Origin of the sequence: Bacillus sp. NPDC057893, from assembly GCF_042796455.1 — a bacterium.
GTDB lineage: Bacteria > Bacillota > Bacilli > Bacillales > Bacillaceae_G > Bacillus_A.
Map to the genome: position 1 here is coordinate 977,103 of NZ_JBHVNG010000002.1, position 24,643 is coordinate 1,001,745.

The 24,643-nt window shown below is 33.2% G+C and carries 21 protein-coding genes, 1 pseudogene and 1 riboswitch; of the genes and pseudogenes, 16 read left to right on the top strand and 6 right to left on the bottom strand.

All coding sequences use genetic code 11. From position 1 onward, the window contains the following. Entirely contained in the window at positions 1–606 is a 606-nt protein-coding gene (locus tag ACFVQC_RS13805) for a pentapeptide repeat-containing protein (protein ID WP_002148857.1), read from the top strand. Positions 607–659: 53 nt separating this feature from the next. On the opposite strand, the gene ACFVQC_RS13810 is transcribed toward ACFVQC_RS13805, so the two are convergent. Then, positions 660–1,640, bottom strand: a complete 981-nt coding sequence (locus tag ACFVQC_RS13810) for a serine hydrolase domain-containing protein (protein WP_377898498.1) — start codon at positions 1,638–1,640, stop codon at positions 660–662. A 223-nt stretch (positions 1,641–1,863) separates the two neighbouring features. Here ACFVQC_RS13810 and ACFVQC_RS13815 point away from each other — a divergent pair, with 223 nt between their 5' ends. The 4 genes from ACFVQC_RS13815 to ACFVQC_RS13830 all read left to right on the top strand — a co-directional run bounded on the left by ACFVQC_RS13815 (position 1,864) and on the right by ACFVQC_RS13830 (position 5,847). Next, entirely contained in the window at positions 1,864–2,292 is a 429-nt protein-coding gene (locus tag ACFVQC_RS13815) for a GNAT family N-acetyltransferase (protein ID WP_377898499.1), read from the top strand. Between the two features lie 27 nt (positions 2,293–2,319). Then, positions 2,320–2,679 (top strand): YunG family protein, encoded by a 360-nt coding sequence (locus tag ACFVQC_RS13820; RefSeq protein ID WP_377894456.1) that lies wholly within the window; start codon positions 2,320–2,322, stop codon positions 2,677–2,679. 53 nt (positions 2,680–2,732) lie between these two features. Then, positions 2,733–4,058, top strand: coding sequence for a bifunctional S-methyl-5'-thioadenosine deaminase/S-adenosylhomocysteine deaminase (locus ACFVQC_RS13825; RefSeq protein WP_377898500.1), 1,326 nt, complete (start codon positions 2,733–2,735; stop codon positions 4,056–4,058). A gap of 160 nt (positions 4,059–4,218) precedes the next feature. Then, the gene (locus ACFVQC_RS13830) at positions 4,219–5,847 is read left to right on the top strand and encodes a peptide ABC transporter substrate-binding protein (protein ID WP_377898501.1); all 1,629 of its coding nucleotides are present in this window, start codon (positions 4,219–4,221) and stop codon (positions 5,845–5,847) included. A gap of 66 nt (positions 5,848–5,913) precedes the next feature. Here ACFVQC_RS13830 and ACFVQC_RS13835 read toward each other — a convergent pair whose 3' ends face one another. Then, on the bottom strand, positions 5,914–6,444 hold the full coding sequence (locus ACFVQC_RS13835; RefSeq protein ID WP_002148852.1) for a GNAT family N-acetyltransferase: 531 nt from the start codon (positions 6,442–6,444) through the stop codon (positions 5,914–5,916). Between the two features lie 147 nt (positions 6,445–6,591). Between ACFVQC_RS13835 and ACFVQC_RS13840 the strand changes: the two are divergent. The 3 genes and pseudogenes from ACFVQC_RS13840 to ACFVQC_RS13850 all read left to right on the top strand — a co-directional run bounded on the left by ACFVQC_RS13840 (position 6,592) and on the right by ACFVQC_RS13850 (position 9,295). Next, positions 6,592–7,297 (top strand): annotated as a pseudogene (locus ACFVQC_RS13840) (response regulator transcription factor). After that, on the top strand, positions 7,263–8,363 hold the full coding sequence (locus ACFVQC_RS13845) for a sensor histidine kinase (RefSeq protein ID WP_377898502.1): 1,101 nt from the start codon (positions 7,263–7,265) through the stop codon (positions 8,361–8,363). Before ACFVQC_RS13840 ends, ACFVQC_RS13845 begins: the two are co-directional and overlap by 35 nt. 71 nt (positions 8,364–8,434) lie before the next feature. After that, complete coding sequence (locus ACFVQC_RS13850; RefSeq protein WP_377898503.1) at positions 8,435–9,295, top strand: M23 family metallopeptidase; 861 nt, start codon at positions 8,435–8,437, stop codon at positions 9,293–9,295. Between the two features lie 59 nt (positions 9,296–9,354). On the opposite strand, the gene ACFVQC_RS13855 is transcribed toward ACFVQC_RS13850, so the two are convergent. Further along, complete coding sequence (locus ACFVQC_RS13855; protein WP_377898504.1) at positions 9,355–10,650, bottom strand: Nramp family divalent metal transporter; 1,296 nt, start codon at positions 10,648–10,650, stop codon at positions 9,355–9,357. 495 nt (positions 10,651–11,145) lie between these two features. Between ACFVQC_RS13855 and trhO the strand changes: the two genes are divergently transcribed. Then, on the top strand, positions 11,146–12,105 hold the full coding sequence (trhO, locus tag ACFVQC_RS13860; protein ID WP_377894445.1) for an oxygen-dependent tRNA uridine(34) hydroxylase TrhO: 960 nt from the start codon (positions 11,146–11,148) through the stop codon (positions 12,103–12,105). Between the two features lie 48 nt (positions 12,106–12,153). Here trhO and ACFVQC_RS13865 read toward each other — a convergent pair whose 3' ends face one another. Beyond that, the gene (locus ACFVQC_RS13865; RefSeq protein WP_377894444.1) at positions 12,154–13,629 is read right to left on the bottom strand and encodes a hypothetical protein; all 1,476 of its coding nucleotides are present in this window, start codon (positions 13,627–13,629) and stop codon (positions 12,154–12,156) included. Between the two features lie 175 nt (positions 13,630–13,804). Between ACFVQC_RS13865 and panE the strand changes: the two genes are divergently transcribed. Next, positions 13,805–14,749, top strand: a complete 945-nt coding sequence (gene panE / locus ACFVQC_RS13870; RefSeq protein WP_377898505.1) for a 2-dehydropantoate 2-reductase — start codon at positions 13,805–13,807, stop codon at positions 14,747–14,749. A gap of 62 nt (positions 14,750–14,811) precedes the next feature. Here the strand turns inward: panE and ACFVQC_RS13875 are convergent, their stop codons facing one another. Beyond that, positions 14,812–14,940 carry a hypothetical protein gene (locus ACFVQC_RS13875; RefSeq protein WP_000038255.1) on the bottom strand — a complete coding sequence of 43 codons (129 nt, stop codon included), beginning with the start codon at positions 14,938–14,940 and terminating at the stop codon, positions 14,812–14,814. A gap of 140 nt (positions 14,941–15,080) precedes the next feature. Continuing rightward, positions 15,081–15,226, top strand: a riboswitch (cyclic di-AMP (ydaO/yuaA leader). A 144-nt stretch (positions 15,227–15,370) separates the two neighbouring features. Here ACFVQC_RS13875 and ACFVQC_RS13880 point away from each other — a divergent pair. The 5 genes from ACFVQC_RS13880 (at position 15,371) to ACFVQC_RS13900 (ending at position 22,287) form a co-directional block, all read left to right on the top strand. Then, positions 15,371–17,197 (top strand): APC family permease, encoded by a 1,827-nt coding sequence (locus ACFVQC_RS13880; protein WP_377894441.1) that lies wholly within the window; start codon positions 15,371–15,373, stop codon positions 17,195–17,197. 601 nt (positions 17,198–17,798) lie between these two features. Further along, entirely contained in the window at positions 17,799–18,959 is a 1,161-nt protein-coding gene (gene nheA / locus ACFVQC_RS13885; RefSeq protein WP_377898506.1) for a non-hemolytic enterotoxin NHE subunit A, read from the top strand. Positions 18,960–19,002: 43 nt separating this feature from the next. Further along, positions 19,003–20,211, top strand: coding sequence for a non-hemolytic enterotoxin NHE subunit B (gene nheB, locus ACFVQC_RS13890; RefSeq protein ID WP_002148834.1), 1,209 nt, complete (start codon positions 19,003–19,005; stop codon positions 20,209–20,211). 135 nt (positions 20,212–20,346) lie between these two features. After that, entirely contained in the window at positions 20,347–21,426 is a 1,080-nt protein-coding gene (gene nheC / locus ACFVQC_RS13895; protein WP_377898507.1) for a non-hemolytic enterotoxin subunit C, read from the top strand. Positions 21,427–21,660: 234 nt separating this feature from the next. Continuing rightward, positions 21,661–22,287, top strand: coding sequence for a LysE family translocator (locus ACFVQC_RS13900; protein WP_377898508.1), 627 nt, complete (start codon positions 21,661–21,663; stop codon positions 22,285–22,287). A 451-nt stretch (positions 22,288–22,738) separates the two neighbouring features. Here ACFVQC_RS13900 and ACFVQC_RS13905 read toward each other — a convergent pair whose 3' ends face one another. Then, complete coding sequence (locus ACFVQC_RS13905) at positions 22,739–23,497, bottom strand: NAD-dependent epimerase/dehydratase family protein (RefSeq protein ID WP_377898509.1); 759 nt, start codon at positions 23,495–23,497, stop codon at positions 22,739–22,741. 142 nt (positions 23,498–23,639) lie between these two features. On the opposite strand from ACFVQC_RS13905, the gene ACFVQC_RS13910 reads away from it, so the two are divergent. After that, positions 23,640–24,527: a LysR family transcriptional regulator gene (locus tag ACFVQC_RS13910; protein WP_377894434.1), complete on the top strand. Its 888-nt coding sequence runs from the start codon at positions 23,640–23,642 to the stop codon at positions 24,525–24,527. The last annotated feature ends 116 nt before the right edge of the window (positions 24,528–24,643 follow it).

Below are 24,643 nucleotides of genomic sequence, written 5' to 3' on the forward strand. Positions count from 1 at the left end.
ATGAGTGGATTTGTAAATAAAGAATATATAGAAATAGATTTTAAATATGATTTGATTAAAGAAGAGGAATTGAAAAATTGTACCTTCATAAAATGCCGTTTTAGAGGGATAGATGCATCAGAAGTTTTTACTAAAAACTGTAATTTCATAGAATGTGATTTTACTGGTGCTCTTTTTAATGCTTCTATCCATCAAGGAACTACATTTGCTAATTGTAAGTTTTTTGGTGCGAATTTATTTGTATCCAAATTTGAAGAATGTAAAATGACTGGTTCTGATTTTGAAGAGGCGAATTTAGACGGAATAACAATTATTTCCGGCGATTGGTCATATACGAATCTAAGGTTTGCGAATTTAAGTAAACAAATGTTAAAGGGGATTCGTTTAATTGAAGCTGACTTATATGAATGTAATTTAGAAAAAGCAGATTTACGTGAAGCGGATCTAACAGGTGCACAATTAGGTAAGGCAAAACTTAGCGGTGCAGATTTAAAAGGAGCTGTAGTTGATAGAATCGACTTTAAAAGTTTTGATTTGAAAAATGTGAAATTGGATATAGCGCAGGCGGTTGCAGTAGCAAGATGTTATGGAGCTAAGGTGAACTGAATTGTTTGTAAAACCGTTCAAATTGCTGAACGGTTTTACAAATCATAATAGTTTTAAAAATTATTTTCTATATAAGAAGCTATTTCATTAGCAAGAGTCGATGTTAATAGTGTAGATACATTACTTAAAATAATGAGTGTAGCCTCTTTGTCAATTAACCGTAAATAAGAGGATGTAAAACCGTTAATTCCGCCGTGATGGAATACGAGTTTATTATTTTTTTCTGTCATAGCAATGTTCCAACCATAACCATATCCATATAATCTTGCAGTAAACATGCGAGACGTCATTTCACTTGATAATAAACGATTTTCTTTTATCGCTTGATCAAATCTATATAAATCTTCGGCTGTAGAAAATAATCCGCCAGCTGAATATGAATTAGACATATGAATAAATGATGCATTCTGTAGATCATGGTTTGGATGTAACTCATACCCAGTTGCTTTATGTTTTTGAATGGTGTGATTCAAATCAACACCTGTGTTTATTATAGAGATTGGGTAGAAAATCTTCTTTTTAAGAAATTCCTCATAAGAAATCCCACTTATAACTTCAATAATTTTTCCTAATATAATATAACCTGAATTCGAATAATTGAATTTTTCACCAGGGCTAGATTCAAAGGGACACGAAATAATCCATTGTATTAAATCATCCGGTGTTCGAGGTTGATAAGACTGAAATAAAAAGTCATGTTGAGCAGTAATATTCCCAACACCAGCAGTATGACTTAATAGATGCTCAATCATAATTTGATTTCCTTTTGGGAAAGTTGGAATGAATTGATCCAATGTATCATGGAGCTGTAATTTTTTCTCTTCCACAAGCATTAAAATAGCAACTGCAGTGAAGATTTTAGTTATTGATCCGATACGAAACTTCGTTGTAGCTGTATTAGGTATGTCCCAATCGTAATTAGCTTTTCCAAATGACTGTTTATAAAGAGTTTGTTCTTTATGGGCTACTAAAATTGTACCATTGAATTTTTCAGTATTTTTATATAAGAATGAATTGATATGTGAGTTTAGCAAATTTCAGGCACTCCTTCAAATTTTGGAATATTAGTTACCTGAAATGTAATCCAACGGCATAGGCAATTCCCCCTAAATGAAATGTTTTTTGAATGCTTTTCTATTTTATAATGCAAGTTATAAAATAGGCAAGTTGATTTAAATTCTATGAAAATAAAGGTTCTTGGAGTTGCTTTTCGAAATGTTTTAGTAGTTTATATATTGAAAGTGGAGAGAAACAATTATGAAAGTAATTGAAGCTGGTGAACTAAGTGAACTTGCATTATTTTCAAAAGCATCTTGGGATTATAGTGAAGAATTCATACTTTCTTGTAAGGAAGAGTTAACAATTACAGAAGAGTACATAAAAAATAATTTTGTATATGTTTTAGAAAATAATAATATGAAGATTGGATTTTTCTTGTTTTTACGCAATGAAAATGCTCTCGATTTCCTATACATTCATCCTTGTTTTAAAGGGAAAGGCTACGGGAAAATACTTTGGGAGTTTGTAATAGAGCAAGCAAATGAATTAGGAATAAAAAGTTTTACGATTGATAGTGATCCGAATGCAAAAGGCTATTACTTGAAAATGGGAGCAAAGCTAATCGGAGAGACACCATCAACGGTATTTAAGAATCGACTTTTACCTCTTTTGCAATATGATGTGTAAAACTATTAATGTCAGGGGAAGATGAGAGTGGATAATGTGAAGAAAAAACAAATATATGACATGTTAATAAAATCGTGGTCGATTGAAACAAGTTCAAAGTGGACGAGTGGAAATCCGGCAAAGGGACAATGTGGTGTAACAGCTCTAGTCGTTCAAGAAATATACGGAGGAAAAATTAAAAAGACAAAAGTAGGAGAGGTGTGGCATTTTTATAACTTTATAGACGGGCAGAGGGTTGATTTTACAGAGACGCAATTTAATGAAAAATTGAATTATATGGGCGTGGAATCAAATCGGGAAGAAGCATTTGTAGATACAGATGAAAAGCAATATGGCATTTTGAAGGAAAAGATAACGAAAGAATTAAAATTATCTTTTGACTCTTAATCTTTAATAAGTTACTATAATGGTGGTAACTTATTAAAGGGAACTTCATAGAGTTGAAAGGGGAAATACTTTTGAAAACAACTTATGTAAACGCTACAATTGCAACGATGAATGAAAAAAATGAAGTGATAGAAAATGGATATATCATTGTAGAAAATGATCAAATTATAGATGTAAATAGCGGAGAATTCGCTAACGATTTTGAAGTAGATGAAGTAATTGACATGAAAGGAAAGTGGGTTTTACCAGGGCTTGTAAATACACATACACATGTTGTTATGAGTCTTTTGAGAGGTATTGGCGATGATATGTTATTACAGCCATGGCTTGAGACGAGAATTTGGCCACTTGAAAGTCAGTTTACTCCAGAGCTTGCGGTTGCTAGTACGGAATTAGGATTACTTGAAATGGTGAAAAGTGGTACAACATCATTCTCTGATATGTTTAATCCAATTGGAGTAGATCAAGATGCAATTATGGAAACGGTGTCAAAAAGCGGGATGCGAGCTGCTGTTTCAAGAACTTTATTTAGCTTCGGAACGAAAGAAGATGAAAAGAAAGCAATTGAAGAAGCGGAGAAATATGTAAAGCGATATTATAAGGAAAGTGGTATGTTAACTACGATGGTTGCACCGCATAGTCCATATACATGTTCCACAGAACTGTTAGAAGAGTGTGCACGTATTGCAGTAGAAAATCAAACTATGGTTCATATTCATCTTTCTGAAACAGATCGTGAAGTACGTGATATTGAAGCACAGTACGGAAAACGTCCAGTAGAATATGCGGCAAGTTGCGGATTGTTTAAACGTCCAACAGTTATTGCGCATGGAGTAGTATTAAATGAAAATGAGCGTGCATTTTTAGCAGAACATGATGTTCGAGTAGCTCATAATCCGAATAGTAATTTAAAATTAGGTTCGGGTATAGCGAATGTAAAAGCGATGCTAGAAGCAGGGGTTAAAGTAGGGATTGCTACAGATAGTGTTGCGTCTAACAATAATTTAGATATGTTTGAAGAAATGCGTATTGCGACTTTATTACAAAAAGGTATTCATCAAGATGCAACAGCATTACCAGTTGAAACGGCTCTATCTCTAGCGACAAAAGGAGCTGCAGAAGTAATTGGGATGAAACAAACGGGATCACTTGAGGTTGGAAAGTGTGCTGATTTTATTACGATTGATCCATCTAATAAGCCGCATTTACAACCAGCAGATGAAGTGTTATCGCATCTTGTATATGCAGCTAGTGGAAAAGATATAAGTGATGTAATTATTAACGGTAAACGTGTTGTTTGGAATGGTGAATGTAAAACATTAGATGAAGAGCGTATTATATTTGAAGCGAGTCGTTATAAACGAGGTTTACAAAGATAGGTTAGGTATTTACATGTTGGCTGAAAAAGCTGTCCTTTTTTTAAAAGGACAGCTTTTTTCTTGAACGAATAAATATTCAATATAATGTCGCATCTTTCTATTCATATTTCTGTTATAATATATAACGTTTATAATATTTTATTTTTAAGGAGAACAATTCATGAAACGAAAAAAGAGCCATTTAATGGTAATGGCACTTGTTACATCTTTATTTTTAACAGCTTGTAATAATAAAGCGAATAAAAGTGATACAGAGGCTCAAAAACAAGTGTTAAATGTAACAGTATCAGAAGAAATTCCTTCTCTTGATACTGCGAAAACGATGGATGGTACGTCAGCTCATGTTATGCAAAACATATTTGAAGGGTTGTATGTGCTAAATGATCAGGATGATCCTATTCCGGCAGTAGCAAAATCATTTACAAGAAGTGAAGATGGTAAAAAATATACATTTGATTTGCGTAAAGATGCAAAATGGTCAAATGGAGACAATGTAACAGCAAATGACTTTATGTATGCATGGAAACGTGCAGTTAACCCGCAAACGGCATCTCAATATGCATACATGCTCTTTCATGTGAAAAATGCGAAAGAAATAAATAAGGGAACAATGTCACTTGATGAACTTGGGGTTAAAGTTATAAATGATTATAAGTTAGAAGTTGAACTAGAACAGCCAATCCCCTATTTTTTACAGTTGTTAGCGTTACCTATATACTTACCACAGCATGAATCATTTTTGAAAGAACAAGGAAATAAATACGGATTGGAACCTAGTAATCTCATATATAACGGCCCATTTGTATTAGAAAAATGGAAGCATGAACAAGAATTTCAATTAAAGAAGAATGCTACATATTGGAATCAAAAGAAAGTGAAATTAGACGAAATAAACTTTCATATCGTAAAGGATACAATGACGGCTGTAAATTTATATGAGGCTGGCGATTTGGATCGAGTACCTATTAATTCTCAAGTTGTAGACAAGTATAAAGGGAATAAGGAATTACATATGTCAAGTGATCCTGGGATCGCTATGCTACGTTTTAATGAGAAAAATAACGCGTTAGCAAATAAGAAAGTACGTCAATCTATCTCGTTGGCATTAAATAAAGATGATTTCGTCGCTCACTTTATAAATAACGGGGCAAAACCTGCAAGTGGACTTGTACCAGCTGGTCATATAACTGAAGAGACTGGCAAAGATTTTAGAAAAGAAAACGGAGATCTTTCTCCATATGATTTACAAAATGCGAAAAAGGTTTGGGAAGAAGCGAAAAAAGAACTTGGAGTAGAACAAGTAAAACTCGAGTTTTTAACGTTTGAGCAAGATAACGCAAAACTTATGGCGGAATATATAAAAGGTGATTTAGAAAAGCATTTGCAAGGATTAACGATACAAATTAAACAACAGCCATTTAAGCAAAAATTACAATTAGAACAAACAGGTGATTACGATATATCTATGGCAAATTGGGGACCTGACTATAAAGACCCAATTAGTTATTTAGAGTTATTTACGACGGGTAATCCGAATAATAAAATGAATTATTCTAACCTTCACTACGATGAACTAATAAAAAAAGCTAAAAGTGACCTAGTACTAGATCAAAAGAAAAGGTGGGAAACTCTGCAAGAGGCTGAGCGTATTCTATTAGAGGACGCTGCGGTAGCACCGCTTTACCATATTGGTTCAGCTTATGTACAAAAGGATTATGTAAAAGGAATTGAAAAGCATCAATTTGGTGGCGTTTATACTTATAAGAATGCTTATATTGATAATAAGTAAAATTATTTATATAAAAAAAGAAACCTTACTTTTAAGAGTGAGGTTTCTTTTTTTATATAATTTCTATTAAACCGATTTTAATAAAGAATAAAAATTCGTATCATATGGAATATCATCTTGATACATATAATTTTTCAGAACACCTTCTTTTTCAAATCCTAATTTTAAAAGCACTTTATTTGACGCTTCGTTTTCAAGGAAGACAATTGCACCGATTCGTTTTAAATGTAGCGTGTGGAAACCATATGATATAACTTCAGAAACCGCTTCAGTGGCATATCCATTTCCCCAGTGTTCAGGGAGAAAGGCATAACTTATATTTGCTCGTTTATGCTCAGAAGACCAATCGTGAAAACCAATTGTTCCAATGAGCCCTTTCTTGTCTTTTAATTCGATGCCCCATTTAATACCGCTTCTTGCGTTGTAACTCAACTTAAAATTATTAATGATTTGTTTTACTTGATCCAAATTTTGTAATGGCTTTTGGCCATAATGGCGCAGGACATCGGTATTCGAAAAGCAATGTAATATACCCGGTTCATCTTCTTCAGTAAGTTCTCGTAAAATAAGTCGCTCAGTTTTTAATATAGGAAACATGCCTTCACTCCTGTTCATATGAAACTAGAATGTATTTGTTATTATATAATTTAATCTGAAAATAAAGATTATTCAAGGGGTAATAAGGGTAAGTTTGATTTATGTTAAAATTGAATGTGGAATATATTTCAAAAAAGAGGTTTAGAAATGGAGAAAAACTCAATTTTAATCGTAGACGATGATCAAGATATTATTCAATTTATTAACATGAATTTAATACAAGAAGGTTTTATTGTTTTTAGTGCTGATAACGGAGAAGAGGCTTTAGAAATAATAAATAATAAATAATAACAGTATTCAACTTGCTATTTTGGATATTATGATGCCACAAATGGATGGTATAGAATTGTGTAGAAGAATTAGAGAGAAACATAGTTTACCAATTATGTTTTTAAGCGCGAAATCATCAGATGTAGATAAGGTAATTGGATTGAGTACTGGAGCAGATGATTATATTGTGAAGCCGTTTAGTACAATTGAATTTATAGCAAGAGTGAAAGCTCAATTAAGAAGGTATACATATTTTAATCAAAATGCTGTCCAAGTAATGGAAAAGAAAATAAACATTAAAGGTTTAGAAATAGATGAAATTTCTAGAGTAGTAAAGATATATGGACAAACAATTAATCTTACAAAAACTGAATATGATATTTTGCACTTAATGGCAGCTACAAAGAACCGTGTGTTCACTATTGAAGAAATATATGAAAGTGTTTGGAATGAAAGGGCTTATGAAAGTAATAATACGGTAATGGTTCATATTGCTAGGTTAAGAAATAAAATTGAGGATAATCCAAAAGAGCCGAAGTTTATACAAAATGTTTGGGGAGTCGGGTATAAAATTGGAGATTAAATTATTACAAGGAATTAGAGCTAAATTCTTTTTCGCATTTATATGTAGTATTTTGTTAGCTACGGTAAGTATCATATTAGTTCAACTTTTATTTGGAAGTATATATAGTGATGTTGTCGAGCTAGAGGAAAGATATTCATTTTTTTATTTTATGTTTTTTCTGCTGTTAACCACTATATATTTTGCATTACTGACAAAGACAACTATAAAAAGATTGAATGAGATCAATAAGAACGTGAAGGAAATAAGCAATGGTAATTTGGAAATACATATACCTATTTCGAAAAGCGATGAGATTGGTGAGTTAGCGACGAATGTCAATAGAATGGCCAAAAGTTTAAAAGAGTCTATTGAAAATGAAAAAAAATCACAGGAAATGAAAAATGAAATGATTAGTAATATTTCACATGACTTACGAACGCCTGTAACATCTCTAATCGGTTATGCAGACCTACTAGGAAATAAGCTTCATTCACATGGAGAAGAATGTGAACAATATGTAAGCATATTAAAGCGAAAAAGTTATGAATTAAAAGATCAAGTAGATGATTTATTAGAATACTGTCAAATAAATTATAGAGAGATCGAATTACATAAAAATGTAGTAAATATAAAAGCATTAATTGAACAAATCATGATTGATTTTGTACCACAACTAGATAATGCCAATATGAAATTTTATATTAAAAGTGATGAGGAGCTACATGTAAAAGTTGATGTAGCACTTATAGTGAGACTATTTGAAAATGTAATTAGTAATAGCATTATGTACGGGAAAGATGGAAAAGAAATTTCAATTCGAATTTCCAAAAGAGAAAGGAATGTTGAAGTAGAAATTAAAAATTTTGGACAATGCATTCCGAAAGAGAACCTTCCTTATGTTTTTGAGAAGTTTTATCGTGGTGAAAAATCACGTAGTTCTCATACGGGTGGGAAAGGAATGGGACTTGCAATTTCGAGAAGTATAGCTCAGCTCCATAAAGGAGATATAACTGTATGTAGTAACGATAAAGAAACAGTTTTTACTGTAAATTTACCGCAGTATAAAAAAGTAAGAAAGTCGTAAGTATTTCTTTCATATGTCGTAATTTTTACTTCGTATCATGAGAAACAAAGATATGAGAGTAGGGATACAGTATGTGGAAGAAAAGTTTGTTAGCAATTATAGTTTCTTTTTTAATTATAAGTTGGAGTGTAGTTTATTTGGCTAATGGTACTATATCAGTCGTTGTTTGGTGGAGTATACAAGCATTTAGCGTAGTTTCGATTTTTGTTTTGATAGGCTCAGCAGTAATGTTTGTTTGGAAAGGTATTTTTAGAAAGCGAATAGATAGAACGCTACTTTTCATAGTTCTTTTCTCTATAATTGGAGCTTGGCCCTTAGGATGGTACGCTAACATAGGTAGAATTGCATACCCAGCAAATGTACAGTCCATGAGCCCTAAAATAGTCGTTCGTTTTCCTTTGAATGAACGAGCTCTAATAGGATGGGGTGGTAATCGATTAGAAACGAACTATCACATTATAAAACCAAATGAAAGATGGGCATATGATATTCTCATTCCGCCTGCGGAAGTGAGAAGTAGTAGGTTAGAGGATTATGGAATATATGGAGCGAAAGTAATGGCACCAGCTTCTGGAACAGTTGTATCAGTTAATAATGATGAAAAAGATTTAGTTCCGGGAGCAGATGATTTTCAGTCAATGGCGGGGAATCATATTTATTTAAGGTTAGATGAAACAGGGACATTTTTGAGTCTCGCTCACTTAAAGAAAGGGTCAATTAAAGTTAAAGAAGGACAACACGTAAATGAAGGAGACGTTCTTGCTCAAGTCGGCAACTCAGGAAGTTCCAGTGAACCACATTTACACATCCATCATCAGAGACAGGATCCATCCAATACGAGTATGTTTCTTACGGAAGGATTGCCACTTTACTTTCGAACGGAAGAAGATGTGATGATGCCGGAAAGAGGTACATACATAAGTGGTAATTAGAAGAAATTTATTTCGCTGAAAAAGGGTATTCCAAATTAAAATTGGAATACCCTTTTTCATTAACCAACAAATGTTTGATACAGTAAGAAAATATTTAAAACGATAACGAGTGCAGCGATTAACCATGCGATGAATGTTGTTATACGGTGGTTAACGAGTGCGCCCATAATCTTTTTATTACTTGTAAACATAATAAGTGGTACTAATGCAAACGCAATACCGAATGATAATACAACTTGGCTCATTACAAGAGCGTAAGTTGGGTTTACGCCTAAAGCGATAATAACGAGAGGCGGAATCATCGTTATAAATCGGCGTAAATATAACGGAATATGCATTCGAATGAATCCTTGCATAATAATATCACCGGACATTGTACCGACAGAAGAGCTAGATAATCCGGCTGATAAGAGTCCAATTCCAAATAAAGCAGCGGATACAGGACCGACTAAATTACTAAATTGATTGAAAGCAACATCAAGATCTTCAACATGTAGACCATTTTTAAAGAATAGTGCAGCAGCAACAATTAGCATACTTGCGTTAATAGCTCCAGCGATAACCATCGCAATAATAATGTCAATGAATTCGAAGCGGAAAATCTTTTTCTTTTGTTCATCATTTGTTCCGACTACGCGGCGCTGCGTTAAGGCTGAATGTAAATAAATTGCGTGCGGCATTACTGTCGCGCCTAAAATTCCAGCTGCTAATAAGATGCTATCCACACCTTGGAATTTTGGAGTAAATAGTCCTGAAAGAAGAGGGCTTAATTCCGGTTTTGCGTAAAAGACTTGGATACCAAAAGCGATAACAACGATAAAAATCATCCCTGTAATAATAGCTTCTAATGGACGAAAGCCTCTGCGTTGAAATTCAAGAATAATAAATGATCCAACCGCTGTAATTAAAGCAGCTGGTAACATCGGAATTCCAAATAGTAAGTATAAGCCGAGTGCTGCCCCGATAAATTCAGCTAAATCTGTAGCCATAATAACGAGTTCCCCTTGTATCCATAAACCGATGGAAACTGGTTTGGGGAAGTTTTCGCGAGCTACTTCAGGAAGGTTTCTTCCAGTAGCGATTCCTAATTTAGCTGATAAAGTTTGGATTAATACAGCCATTAAATTAGAAGCGAGTATTACCCAAAGTAATAAATACCCATATTGGGATCCAGCAGCAATATTCGTTGCGAAATTCCCAGGATCAATATAAGCAACTGATGCGATAAAAGCAGGTCCTAAGAATGGTAATAGTCTCTTTAAGCCTTTCGTTTGTCCGCTTAATGCTAAATGTGCGGATTGAACAGTTGTACTTTGAGAACGGACTTGTTCATCTTTTGATATATCTTTATTCATAGTAGTGTTCCCCTTTGAAATGTTAACTTGATGAAATTATTGTATTTGCTCTTATTCATTATTTCAATACATTTAAATATATTATGTGGCAATTTCATTTGAACACAAAAGTTTCCTTAATGCAAATTATATGACTTCGTGCAAAGAATGGTGTGACGATGTGAAAAATATTTTGGGAGTTTATGGATGCTGAATAAGGGAGAAGATAATAAATTATAGGGTTGTTTTTGAAATTTATGTGAACATAGAGCCTATATTACAGCATATTAATTGATGGAAATGAAATTGTATGATATATAATATATTGGGATTACAACATAACCATAGTGTTTTGTGATGTAATCTTGTTTTTATTTTTGTTAACTTATAGAAAAAATTGTAAATAGAAGAAAATAGGCTAAGTACAATTTAGTATGTATTTTCTTATTATATATGTTTTGATATGAACGTTAACTTATACAGGATGTTAAAATTTAGATAGGTGGTAGAAATACATTGGCAACTACAAAACCATATAGAGTATTACTGTATTACATGTACACAACAATTGAAAATCCAGAAGAATTTGCTGAACAGCATTTAGAATTTTGTAAATCACTTGAGTTAAAAGGAAGAATTCTTGTAGCGACAGAAGGAATTAATGGAACTTGTTCTGGAACTGTTGAGCAAACAGAAAAATACGTGGAAGCGATGAACAATGACCCACGTTTTGCTGGAATCGTTTTTAAAATTGATGAGGCAGATGAACATGCATTTAAGAAAATGCACGTACGCCCTCGTCCAGAGTTAGTTACACTTCGCTTGGAAGACGACATTAACCCAAAAGAAATGACTGGGAAATATTTAGAACCAACAGAATTCTATGAGGCAATGAAACAAGAAAATACAGTTATCATTGATGCACGAAATGATTATGAGTTTGATTTAGGACACTTTAAAGGTGCGATCAAACCAGATATTGAATCATTCCGTGAATTACCAGATTGGATTAGAGAAAACAAAGAAACACTTGAAGGTAAAAAGATTTTAACGTACTGTACAGGCGGAATTCGCTGTGAAAAATTCTCTGGTTGGTTAGTTCGAGAAGGCCATGAAGATGTAAGTCAGCTTCACGGCGGAATTGTAACGTACGGAAAAGACCCAGAGGTACAGGGTGAACTTTGGGATGGTCAATGTTACGTATTTGATGAGCGTATCGCTGTACCAGTAAACCAAAAAGAACATGTTATCGTTGGTAAAGATCATTTTACAGGCGAACCTTGTGAGCGCTATGTAAACTGTGCAAATCCAGAATGTAACAAGAAGATTCTATGTTCTGAAGAAAGTGAAGCAAAACATTTACGTGCATGTTCTCATGAATGTCGTGTACACCCACGTAATCGTTATATAGTGCAACACGAATTAACAGAAGAGCAAGTAGCTGCTGCATTAGAAAAAATCGAAGCAGGAAAGTAAACATAATAGAAAACAGATGGTAGCATCGTGCTGCCATCTGTTTTTTATTTACGTTGTACCATCCTTCTCTTTCACAGCAGACAAAACAGTTTGTTTTACCCATGCTTTTCGATTTTTATGTTGTATAGCCCATTGGTATAAACCTTGCACACCTAAAATAAGTGAAATGACTATGCCACTAACTGCAATTAAAAGAGCAAAATATTCAAGGGGTGAAGATATATGAGTTGCATCGGTATTTCTTAAAAGGTCAATCATAGTAAACCCTAACATTTGGCCCATTACAGAGTAGAGCGTTAAAATTAATAATAAAAGGCTATCTTTTTTAGAAGCAACATTTTCTTGATATTTAAACAAACTATCAAGATTTTGCTTGGCATTCGTATATAGTATTTCAATGTTAAAAAGTTTTCTTAAGCGGAAGAAAATATCTTCACTTTGTGATTGAGATACTAATTCTAAAGAAAAATAATTAGCTGTAAACGAATTGATAGAGTAAATTAACTTCTCTATCTCATTTGTATCTTGTTCAATATTTAGTTCAGCATAAGCGTTTGCCATTTTTAATAAAACAATTTTATGAAATAGGTTTAATAATAAAGCGTAATAAAACTCCCCATACATTTGACTAGCAAGTTTAGCTATTTTATCGTCACCTTCGTTTGTGATACACGTGAAAATATGCTCTTCCATTATGAAATAACGATTAGGAGCCCACCTTTGATAAGAATGTTTTGTTAAATAATCGTGAATATAAGGAACATTATTTGCGCTAATATACGGCTTACCATCGTCTGTTAATCCGGAAAGACTGGAAGCTCGATATACATCAACTACATGAAGGTCTGACTCTTTGTTTATGGATAATAAAGTTTGTACATACATTCGTTGATCTTCAAAGAATGGAAATGTTTGAAAGTAAGAACTCCGCAATCTCTTTTTCTCAAAGAAGTCTGTTAAGCCATGAAATAAATCGCCGAATATAAGTTTTTCTACTTGTGAATATTTTTTTCCATCACATTCAATACAAATAGTCTCAGTTGTATCATTTCTAGTTTCAAGTACACGGAATCGAGAAGCGAATTCGATTGCTTCTGATAATGTCATGTTTGGAGCGGTTTTGACTTCTGTTCGAATTGTTAAGAAGCCAAGCTCAAAAGGACAAAGTGTTACATCAATAGAATGTATCTTGAATGGAACGGAAATAAGATTTGTTGTTAAATGTCCATTTAAATTAAGGTCTTTAGAATAGCGCTGTAATCCTTTTTGATGTTCTGAATGAGGAAAGAGAATTTTATTTGTAAATGAAAGATAATATGCTTCCATATTTCGATGTGAAACTTGAAACTTCCCGTAATATGTATTTTCATTTGCAAGATGATCGAGTCGAAAAGGACGGAAATTATTTTTTTGTAAGAAAGGGAACATATTTTGTTCATATCCAGTTTTAAACGAAAACGGGAATATAAATTGAAATATAGCTGTTGTTACATCTTTTTCTTCGATTGTTTGTATTGCCTCCATTTACATTGTTTCCTTTCCATATAAGCTATAGAAACAACATGCCCAATTTCCCTTGAAAATAACCTCTCGTTTTCACTAGATTGAGAATGAAAATTCAGCTTATTTAATAGGAGACATGTATAATATTATGTATACTAAAACTAGTGTGATTGTTTTATGAAAAGGGGGATGTTGTATGCGCATTTTAGTATTAGGAGCTGGTGGTGTCGGTGGATTTTTTGGTGGCCGATTAGTAGAAAAGGGAGAAGATGTTACATTTCTCGTTCGCAGCAAAAGAAAACAGCAATTAGAGGAAAAAGGACTTGTTATTCGTAGTGTTAATGGAGATTTTTCATTTCAACCGAAATTGATAACGAAAGAAGATAGAACTTCTCCATTTGATGTGATTTTATTTTCAACAAAGGCGTATCATTTAAATGAGGCGATCATAGATTTGAAGCCTTTCGTAGGAGAAAATACTGTAATAATCCCGCTGTTAAATGGTATCGCTCATTTATCACTATTACAAAAGGAATTCGGCGGGGAAAAAGTAATGGGCGGTTTATGCTTTATTGAGACGACGTTAAATGATCAAGGAGAAATTGTTCAAACTAGTGCTGCAAACAGACTTGTATTTGGAGAAATTAAGCCTCAAGATTTAGAGAGAATAAAGCGTATTACTAAAGCATTTATAGGTACGAAAGCTAGTTTTGTTTTAAGTGAAAATATTACGCAAGATATGTGGCATAAATATTTATTTATTACTGTAATGTCAGGTGTGACAACATTAATGCGTGCACCGATAGGACCGATTCGTGAAAGTGATGGAGGACGAGAATTTATTCAGAATTTATTTGCAGAATCTGTGCAAATCATGAAAGCCATGGAGGCTCCAGTTAAGGATAATATTATCGAGGAACATATGAAAACGATTGATAAAATTTCGTATGACATGAAGTCATCGATGCAGCGTGATATGGAAAAAGGTTCGTTTATTGAAGGGAAGCACTTACAAGGATACTTACTGAATTTAGCAGAGCAATTTTCTTTAGAAGCACCATTACTAGGAGCGGTATATCAAAATTTGAAGGTGTATGAAGAAATGACATTTAACAAATCCGTAATAGAATTAGATGTATGAAATAATAAAAAAGATAGCAATATATAAGTGTATTGCTATCTTTTTTATTTGAGTATGACAAATTATTTGTTTCTTTTAATTCTTTCTGTCAAATTTATTTCCTGTTCACGTTTACCATATAACTGATTAATTTCATTTGCTACTGCATCTAAATATGAGTCAGAAAAAAGCGGTTTCTTCTTTTTAGACATACGGGTCTCCTTTAAGGGTTTTTTAGTATTCATTATGTATATTTATCGGCGGATTATGCGCAATCATTTTAAATTTTTTATTTTTAAAAATTTTTGTTTACATTTTGAAAATAAAGGAGTATTATAATCCACAGTTTCAATTTTCTAAATCGCTTAAACCGCATGGTGCGGGGGACCCGTTTAATGAATTAGTGCATAATTCAATGGGGTGAATCCTTGAAAAAGGTAGGGCTACTCAAAGGCCCGAATCCGACAGCTAACCTCGTAAGCGTTATATTGAGAAGGAAGGTGGAGCTTGTGCGACAAAAAAAATAATGTCTACAAGTCTATTTCGTTATGGCTTATAGGCATTTTTTGTTTTCTGAAGAAATAGTTTATCCGCTGTAATTAGCAGGAAAATTCGTGTAAAATTATTGGAGAGTGGACAGCGTTGGTTTCATCTATCAAAAGGTTTTTAATTGGAAGGCCGTTAAAATCAACTGAGTTAGGAGAGCAAAAGCTCAATAAAACGAAGGCGCTAGCAATTTTGTCTTCTGACGCATTGTCATCGGTTGCATATGGTCCAGAACAAATATTAATTGCTTTAGCAGGACTTGGAGCAATAGCTTATTGGTATTCCATTCCGATAGCTGTTGGGGTACTAGTATTATTGACAGCTCTTATTTTATCTTATCGTCAAATTATTTTTGCTTACCCTCATGGTGGGGGCGCATATGTTGTATCAAAAGAAAACTTAGGGATGAATCCAGGCTTAATAGCAGGAGGATCTTTATTAGTAGATTATATTTTAACCGTTGCAGTAAGTGTATCTGCGGGTACAGATGCGCTCACATCTGCTTTTCCTAGCTTACATGCACATAATGTAATCATTGCGATTGTATTTGTCATATTGATTACCATCTTAAATTTAAGGGGCGTAACGGAATCAGCTTCCGTTTTAGCATATCCGGTTTATTTATTCGTTTTTGCATTATTTATATTAATTGGTGTAGGAATATATAATATTTTAACTGGGCACGTTTCACCTACTTTACATGCGCCAATTGGAACACCAGTTGCGGGGATTAGTTTGTTTTTACTGTTAAGAGCATTTGCTTCAGGAAGCTCTGCTTTAACAGGTGTTGAAGCGATCTCTAATGCAATTCCAAACTTTAAGGATCCTGCACCTAATAATGCAGCAAAAACATTGCTTGCAATGGGTGCATTACTTGCAGTTTTATTTTCAGGAATTGTCTTTTTAGCTTATTATTACGGAATTACTCCAAGTAAAGAAGTAACAGTTGTTTCACAAATTGCTGAACAAACATTTGGACGTAATTTCATGTACTATTTCATACAAGGTACAACAGCTTTAATATTAATTCTTGCTGCTAACACTGGTTATTCTGCATTTCCATTATTAGCGGTTAACCTTGCGAAAGATAAATTCATACCAAGAATGTTTACGATTAGAGGAGACCGTCTAGGTTATTCAAACGGTATTATTATACTTGGAATTTCTTCAATTATTTTAATTGTAGCTTTCCAAGGGCGAACAGAACATTTAATTCCGCTATATGCGGTAGGGGTATTTATTCCGTTTACACTTTCTCAAACTGGAATGGTATTAAAATGGCTTCGTGAAAAACCTGAAGGATGGGCTTTGAGATTAACGGTTAATTTAATTGGTGCAGTCATTAGTTTTATCGTAATGAGCATGTTCTTTTTAACTAAATTTGCACAAGTTTGGTCGATCCTTATTTTCTTACCTGCTATTATCTTCTTGTTCCATCGAATTAAGAAACATTATGATGCAGTGAGCGATCAATTAAGTTTAAAAACTTGTGAACGGATTGTTCCGATAGAGGGGAATGTAATTGTCGTTCCTGTAGCTGGTATGACTCATGTAGTAGAAAATTCATTGAACTATGCTAAAGCTCTTTCTGCAGATCAAGTTATCGCTGTATATGTTGCTTTTGACAGAGAAGAGGAAAAGAAATTTGAAGAGAAATGGGAGAAGTGGCAACCTGAAGTAAGGCTTGTTACATTACATTCTCATTATAGAAGTATTATTCAGCCGCTAACAAAGTTTATTGATACAGTGCAATATAAAGCGAGTGAATCAAATTACCGAGTTACGGTCGTTATACCACAGTTTATTCCGAAAAAAGGCTGGCATAACATTCTTCATAATCAGTCTAGTTTACTCATTCGTGCGTATTTACTCTATAAAAGAAATGTTGTTATTACGACAGTACCATATCATTTGAAAAAGTAAGGAAATTTTTTAAGGATAACTTCACAAAAGTGAAGTTATCCTTTTTGTGTATACGCTATGCATTATTGCATATTTAACTAAAAATTATATCGATATAATTTTATCCGTTGTGAGTAAGTAGCGTTTTCTGTTGTGATATATGGATATTTTAATCGGGGAAGTGAAACGAATTTTATTTTGGGATAAGGACATGAGAGCTTGAAAATAAAGGGAATGAAAATACTTCTTTACGTTATATAAATAGCTGTGTTTAAATGACCTTACAGTACAAAACTTACTTGAAAACAACACGAAATTTCATACTTTTATACGTGAATTAGTTTAAAGTGAATAATATTTTTATGTAATATATTCACTGTATGAATGTGGAAATAGCAATGGAATAGAAAATTCATACAACTGTATTCATACTAAGCACATATGAAAAGTTATGGAATGTTTTATAACAATAAGTAAGTACTGTAGAAAAAAGTTAGGAGAGATGGTTCGTACATGAATCACGGTGAGAACGTTCTCTATTTTAACCATCTCAAATCAATTGCAAGAAAATAGAATAATAAAATGCGATAGTAATAGTTGCTAATACATAGGAGGAGTTAAAGTGAAAAAGACTTTAATTACAGGGTTATTGGTTACAGCAGTATCTACGAGTTGCTTCATTCCTGTAAGCGCTTACGCAAAAGAGGGGCAATCAGAAGTGAAAGTATTAAACGTGCAAAATGTAATTGCTCCAAATACATTATCAAATTCAATTAGAATGTTAGGGTCACAGTCACCACTTATACAAGCATACGGATTAGTTATTTTGCAACAACCAGACATTAAGGTAAACGCTATGAGTAGTTTGACGAATCATCAAAAGTTTGCAAAGGCGAATGTACGAGAGTGGATTGATGAATATAATCCGAAGTTAATCGACCTAAATCAAGAGATGATGAGATATAGCACTAGATTTAATAGCTATTATAGTAAGCTATATGAACTAGCAGGAAAAGTAAATGAAGATGAACAAGCAAAAGCAGATTTCACAAGCGCATATGGAAAATTGCAAGTGCAAGTACAAGGCATCCAAGAGAGTATGGAGCAAGATTTGTTAGAACTAAATCGATTTAAAACGGTATTAGATAAAGATAGTAACAATTTATCTATTAAAGCTGATGAAGCAATAAAAACAATGCAAGGATCAAGTGGAGATATTGTGAAATTAAGAGAAGATATAAAAAGAATTCAAGGGGAAATTCAAGCTGAACTAACTAATATTTTGAATAGACCACAAGAAATTATTAAAGGTTCTATTAATATCGGTAAACAAGTATTTACAATCACAAATCAAACTGCACAAACGAAAACAATTGATTTTGTTTCTATCGGTACTTTAAGCAATGAAATTGTAAATGCTGCAGATAGTCAAACGAGGGAAGCAGCCCTTCGTATTCAGCAAAAGCAAAAAGAGCTACTACCACTTATTCAAAAGTTATCACAAACTGAATCAGAGGCGACTCAAATCACATTCGTTGAAGATCAAGTAAGTAGTTTTACAGAACTAATTGACCGCCAAATTACAACTTTAGAAACGTTATTAACGGATTGGAAAGTTTTAAATAATAATATGATCCAAATTCAAACAAATATTGAATCTGGCACGTATACAGACAGTAGTTTACTTCAAAAACATTTCAATCAGCTCAAAAAAATAAGTGATGAAATGAATAAGCAAACGAATCAATTTGAAGATTACGTTACAAACGTTGAAGTACATTAAAAAGAAAATCATTAATAACTCATGATATAGGGAGAGAAGAAAAATGACAAAAAAACCTTATAAAGTAATGGCTCTATCAGCACTTATGGCAGTATTTGCAGCAGGGAATATTATGCCGGCCCATACTTATGCAGCTGAAAGTACAGTGAAACAAGCGCCAGTTCATGCTGTAGCAAAAGCTTATAATGACTATGAAGAATACTCATTAGGACCAGAAGGCCTGAAAGATGCAATGGAAAGAACAGGTTCAAACGCTTTAGTAATGGATCTGTACGCTTTAACAATTATTAAACAAGGTAATGTTAACTTTGGTAATGTATCGTCAGTTGATGCAGCTTTAAAAGGAAAAGTGATTCAGCATCAAGATACAGCTAGAGGAAATGCGAAACAATGGTTAGATGTAATGAAGCCACAGCTTATTTCAACGAATCAAAATATCATTAACTACAATACGAAGTTCCAAAACTATTATGATACTTTAGTTGCTGCGGTAGATACAAAGGATAAAGAAACTCTTACGAAAGGTCTAACTAGATTATCAAGTAGTATTAATGAAAATAAAGCGCAAGTAGATAAGTTAGTAGAAGACTTGAAGAAATTCCGAAATAAAATGACTACAGATACTCAAAATTTCAAGGGAGATGCAAATCAAATTACATCTATCTTAGCTAGTCAAGATGCTGGAATTCCGCTTCTGCAAAATCAAATTACAACGTATAATGAAGCAATTAGTAAATATAATGCAATTATTATCGGCTCATCTGTTGCGACAGCTTTAGGACCAATTGCAATTATAGGTGGTGCAGTTGTTATTGCTACGGGAGCAGGAACGCCGCTAGGAATCGCACTAATTGCAGGTGGTACAGCAGCTGTAGGTGGTGGAACAGCTGGAATCGTATTAGCGAAGAAAGAGCTTGATAATGCACAAGCTGAAATTCAAAAAATAACTGGACAAGTTACAACTGCCCAATTAGAAGTGGCGGGACTAACTAACATTAAAACGCAAACTGAGTATTTAACAAATACAATTGACACTGCAATTACAGCGTTGCAAAACATTTCAAATCAATGGTATACAATGGGATCGAAATACAATTCTTTACTTCAAAATGTAGATTCAATTAGTCCAAACGACCTTGTTTTCATTAAAGAAGATTTAAATATTGCGAAAGACAGCTGGAAAAATATTAAAGACTATGCAGAAAAGATTTATGCTGAGGATATTAAAGTAGTGGATACGAAAAAAGCATAATAGTAACTAAACTGTTACAGCATTACGTCTAGATTGATGGTTTTTATAAAATAGTGAGCTCCTGTTCAGTAGTGAGCAGGAGCTTTTTTTTACCTCTAACGTTTCATATCCTCATAAAAAGAATAGGTGATAAGTATGCGTAATAATTTCTATAAAAAATGTCTTTTAACGATAATGATTGCTGGAGTCGCAACGAGTAATGCGTTTCCTTTACATCCTCTTGCAGCAGAACAAAACATAAAGATACTACAAGAAAATGCGAAAAATTATTCTCTCGGTCCAGCAGGCTTCCAAGATGTAATGGCGCAAACGACATCAAGTATATTCGCAATGGATTCATATGCAAAATTAATTCAAAATCAACAAGAAACTGATTTGAGTAAAATAAGTTCAATTAATAGTGAGTTTAAAGGGAATATGATTCAGCATCAAAGAGATGCAAAAATTAACGCGGCATATTGGCTAAATAATATGAAGCCTCAAATTATGAAAACGGATCAAAATATTATTGATTTTAATAATACGTTTCAGATATACTATAATCGTTTATTAGCAGCGATTGATCAAAAAGATAGCGTGAAGTTACAAGCGGATTTAGAAAAGTTGTATGCGGACATTTTAAAGAATCAAAATGAAGTAGATATTTTATTAGGGAATTTAAAAGCATTTCGCGATAGAATGGCGAAAGATACAAACAGTTTTAAAGAAGACACAAATCAATTAACCTCGATTTTGGCGAGTACGAATGCTGGTATTCCAGCATTAGAGCAACAAATAAATACATATAACGATTCGATTAAAAAGAGTAATGATATGGTTATCGCTGGTGGTGTACTTTGCGTAGCATTAATAACATGTCTTGCTGGCGGACCGATGATTGCGATTGCGAAAAAAGATATCGCAAATGCAGAAAGAGAAATAGCCAATTTAAAAGATAGAATTTCTGGAGCGCAAGCGGAAGTCGCAATTTTGACAGATGTGAAAAATAAAACAACAAATATGACAGAAACAATTGACGCAGCAATTACAGCACTGCAAAATATATCAAATCAATGGTATACGGTAGGTGCAAAATATAATAATTTACTACAAAACGTAAAAGGGATCAGTCCTGAAGAATTTACCTTTATAAAAGAAGATTTAAATACAGCGAAAGATAGCTGGAAAGATGTAAAAGATTATACAGAAAAATTACATGAAGGCGTGGCGAAATAAACAGTGGACTAGTTCTACTGTTTATTTTTTTATCCCGTTTTTTGTGAGAACCGGGTTTGTAATTTTACCTATAAGCTTGCCATGTGTTTTATCAATGTAGCCTTGGGGTAATGTTTGGTCAAATTGATACTAATAACCTTGATAAACTTCTGATCAAGCCTTTTATATTTATTGTTTTAAGGAAAAAAGCTATACTGTAAGAAAAATTAAGAATTGGAAAGGAAATACTAGAACATGGAAAATTATTTATTATTTATCCTTACTGCAATCCTAATTATAATAATGCCTGGTCCCGGTTTTGCCTTAGTTACAAAAAACACTATCTCGCATGGTAGAAATGGTGGGATAAAGACCGTCTTAGGAACGGTATCTGGAATGATGATTCATACAATAATGGCTACACTAGGACTCTCTGCTATCCTAATGAAATTTGCTATGCCATTTACATTAATAAAATATGCTGGGGCTTTTTATTTAATTTACTTAGCTGTAAAGTCAATTAAAAGTGCCTTTTCTAAAAAAGAAGATATGCCAGGTTCAGTGGAAATGAACTCTAAGGATATTGGTACGATTAAAAGTTTTAGACAAGGATTTACCACGGCAATCTTAAATCCAAAAACGGCTGTATTTTTCCTAAGTTTTCTACCCCAATTTATTGTGAACAATCAAAGTCATCTTTTCCAATTTCTTTTGTTAGGACTTACATTTACGACTTTGACAGCAATATGGTATTTGCTTTATATCTCACTAATACGTCAATTAAGAACTTTTTTAAGAAAAGAAAAAGTGAACCGTACAATAGAGGGTATTACTGGCACAGTATTATTAGCATTTGGAGTTAGGCTATTTTTCCAAAAATAAATATGTATATGAAAAGAGAAATAATCAATGGTGGTTATTTCTCTTATTTACTTATTCTAAAACTACCATTTTACAATTGATTTCACACCTTCATACTAATTTTATATACATATCTAACATATAGTGGGATCGCCATGTGGCGGTACCCCATTATGTTTTAAACAACTTTATTGTCACTTAACATAACCAATACAAATGTTGTGGTAAATGAGGTCATTTATAGTACAAAAAAAGGATAGAACATACAGAATTATTCTGCCTGTCACTATCCTCTCTTATATAATGTGTAACATTATATGTCTATACTTGTTAAAACGAAGATTGATTCAAATTTCTTGAATCTAAATAAAACGTTCGTTTGTGGGACTTTTTTGTAATAGAGAAGAGATTGTGAAGAAATGTACTTAAGCTAAATAACAATAATATAATCTCTTTTCTAGATATGCCTTTATCAAGAATCAAAGAACTTAATACCACTTAGTACAAAAGCATCAGAACTTGGGTTATAACCAACTAACTTTCTTGTTCCTTCAATATCAATTCGTTTAAACCTGTTGTTAGATACACCATGTAAAATTGAAAATGGAGGTAAGTTCTTTGCCGTCATCGACTTTAAGAGAAGGTCCATAAAATCTTCTGGGCTTAAGTATGCACTCATATCTCTAGCTGTTAGTGGTTTACCATATGGATTATAATCATCATATGCACCTATACGAATAGCAAGGCTTTGTAACCCTTCTTCATAAGCAAAATAAGAAGCAACAGCCTCTGCAAAACACTTACTTACCCCGTACATATTTTTGGGTCTCGTGGGTGAATAAGCATGTGGTTGATAATCCAAAGGATAGCCTTCAATTGTTTGAGCACTGGAAGCAACTATCACTTTGGATACATTATTATCACTAGCAGCTCTAAAAATATTATAGGTTCCCTTTATATGATTTTCTAATAAGGAGCCATAAAAATCAGCATTTGGCGAAGGATTACCTGCCAAGTGTATAACTATATCTATACCTTTCGTAAATTCTTGACAAGCAGCTAAATCAGAAACATCTAAATATATGATTTCATGATTTGTATCTTTAAAAGTTTCTAAAGCAGATAAGTTAATATCTGCTAGCCGTAACTGGTAATTCCCTTGCTTATCTAGGAACCTTGTAACATCTTGGCCAATCTTACCTGCAGCACCTGTAACTAAAATTTTTTGCATTTCACTTCATCCTTCCATAAAAAATACATCCCTTGTCAAGGGTCATATAATAGAGCATGCACTTATTGTATATTGGTAATGGCATTAAATAAAACGAAGAAATATAATGGAAACATGAATAAAATTCATGAGGAGGACCATAGTGACTTTAACAAAATATGAAATATTTAACAAAGTGGCAGAACTCAATAGTTTTACAAAAGCTGCAGAAGTGTTAGGTTTCACCCAATCTGCTGTAAGTCATGCAATTAGCAGTTTGGAAAAAGAGTTTTCCTTTCCTTTATTTATTCGTAATCACTCTACTTTAACATTGACCAAAAATGCAGAGGAGCTTTTAATTACCGTTCGGAAAATTTTATACTATAACAACATGCTGAAGCAGGAAGTATCCGCTATCAATGGGCTCCAAAAAGGAACAGTAAGAGTGGGGGTTTTTTCGAGTATTTCTAAAAACTGGATTCCTGGTATTCTTAAAAAAATGGAGGAGAAATTTCCAAATATTGAAATCGAATTACTGGAAGGAAACTATGCTGAGGTTGAGAATTGGTTACAAAACGGGAGATTAGATTGTGGATTTATTAATAATGATACTTACTTTGAATCATTTGAAAAATCCTTTGAAATCGTACAATTGAAGAGGGATCGACTTTTATGTGTTGTATCTAACCAATCCCCATTATGTAAGGAAAACCAAGTATCAATGCAACAAATAGAAAATGTACCTTTTATTATGCCAACATATCAGTGTTATGATGATATTCAAAAAATATTTAGGGAGAATAAAGTTAGCCCCAATATTCGATTCGAAAATATGAATGAATACTCAGTGATCTCCATGGTGGAGAATAATCTAGGAATTAGTATATTGCCAGAAATGATTATACCGACATCAAAAATTTCTTTTGCAGCCATTCCACTTGAAAGTGATAGCTATCGAACTATTGGATTAGCTATAAGAAAACCAACCTCACTCGCGACTAAGAAATTTTCTGAGATTACTAAAAGGTGGGTATCATTTGAATCAATTTAATTTTTCCAAAATCTGAGTTATTTAAACTGATGTGGTTCTTCTTGAACGGAGCAGATTAGTTCAATAAGCAATGAGAAAAAGTTATATATCATGTGTCGATGTAGAACTATAATATA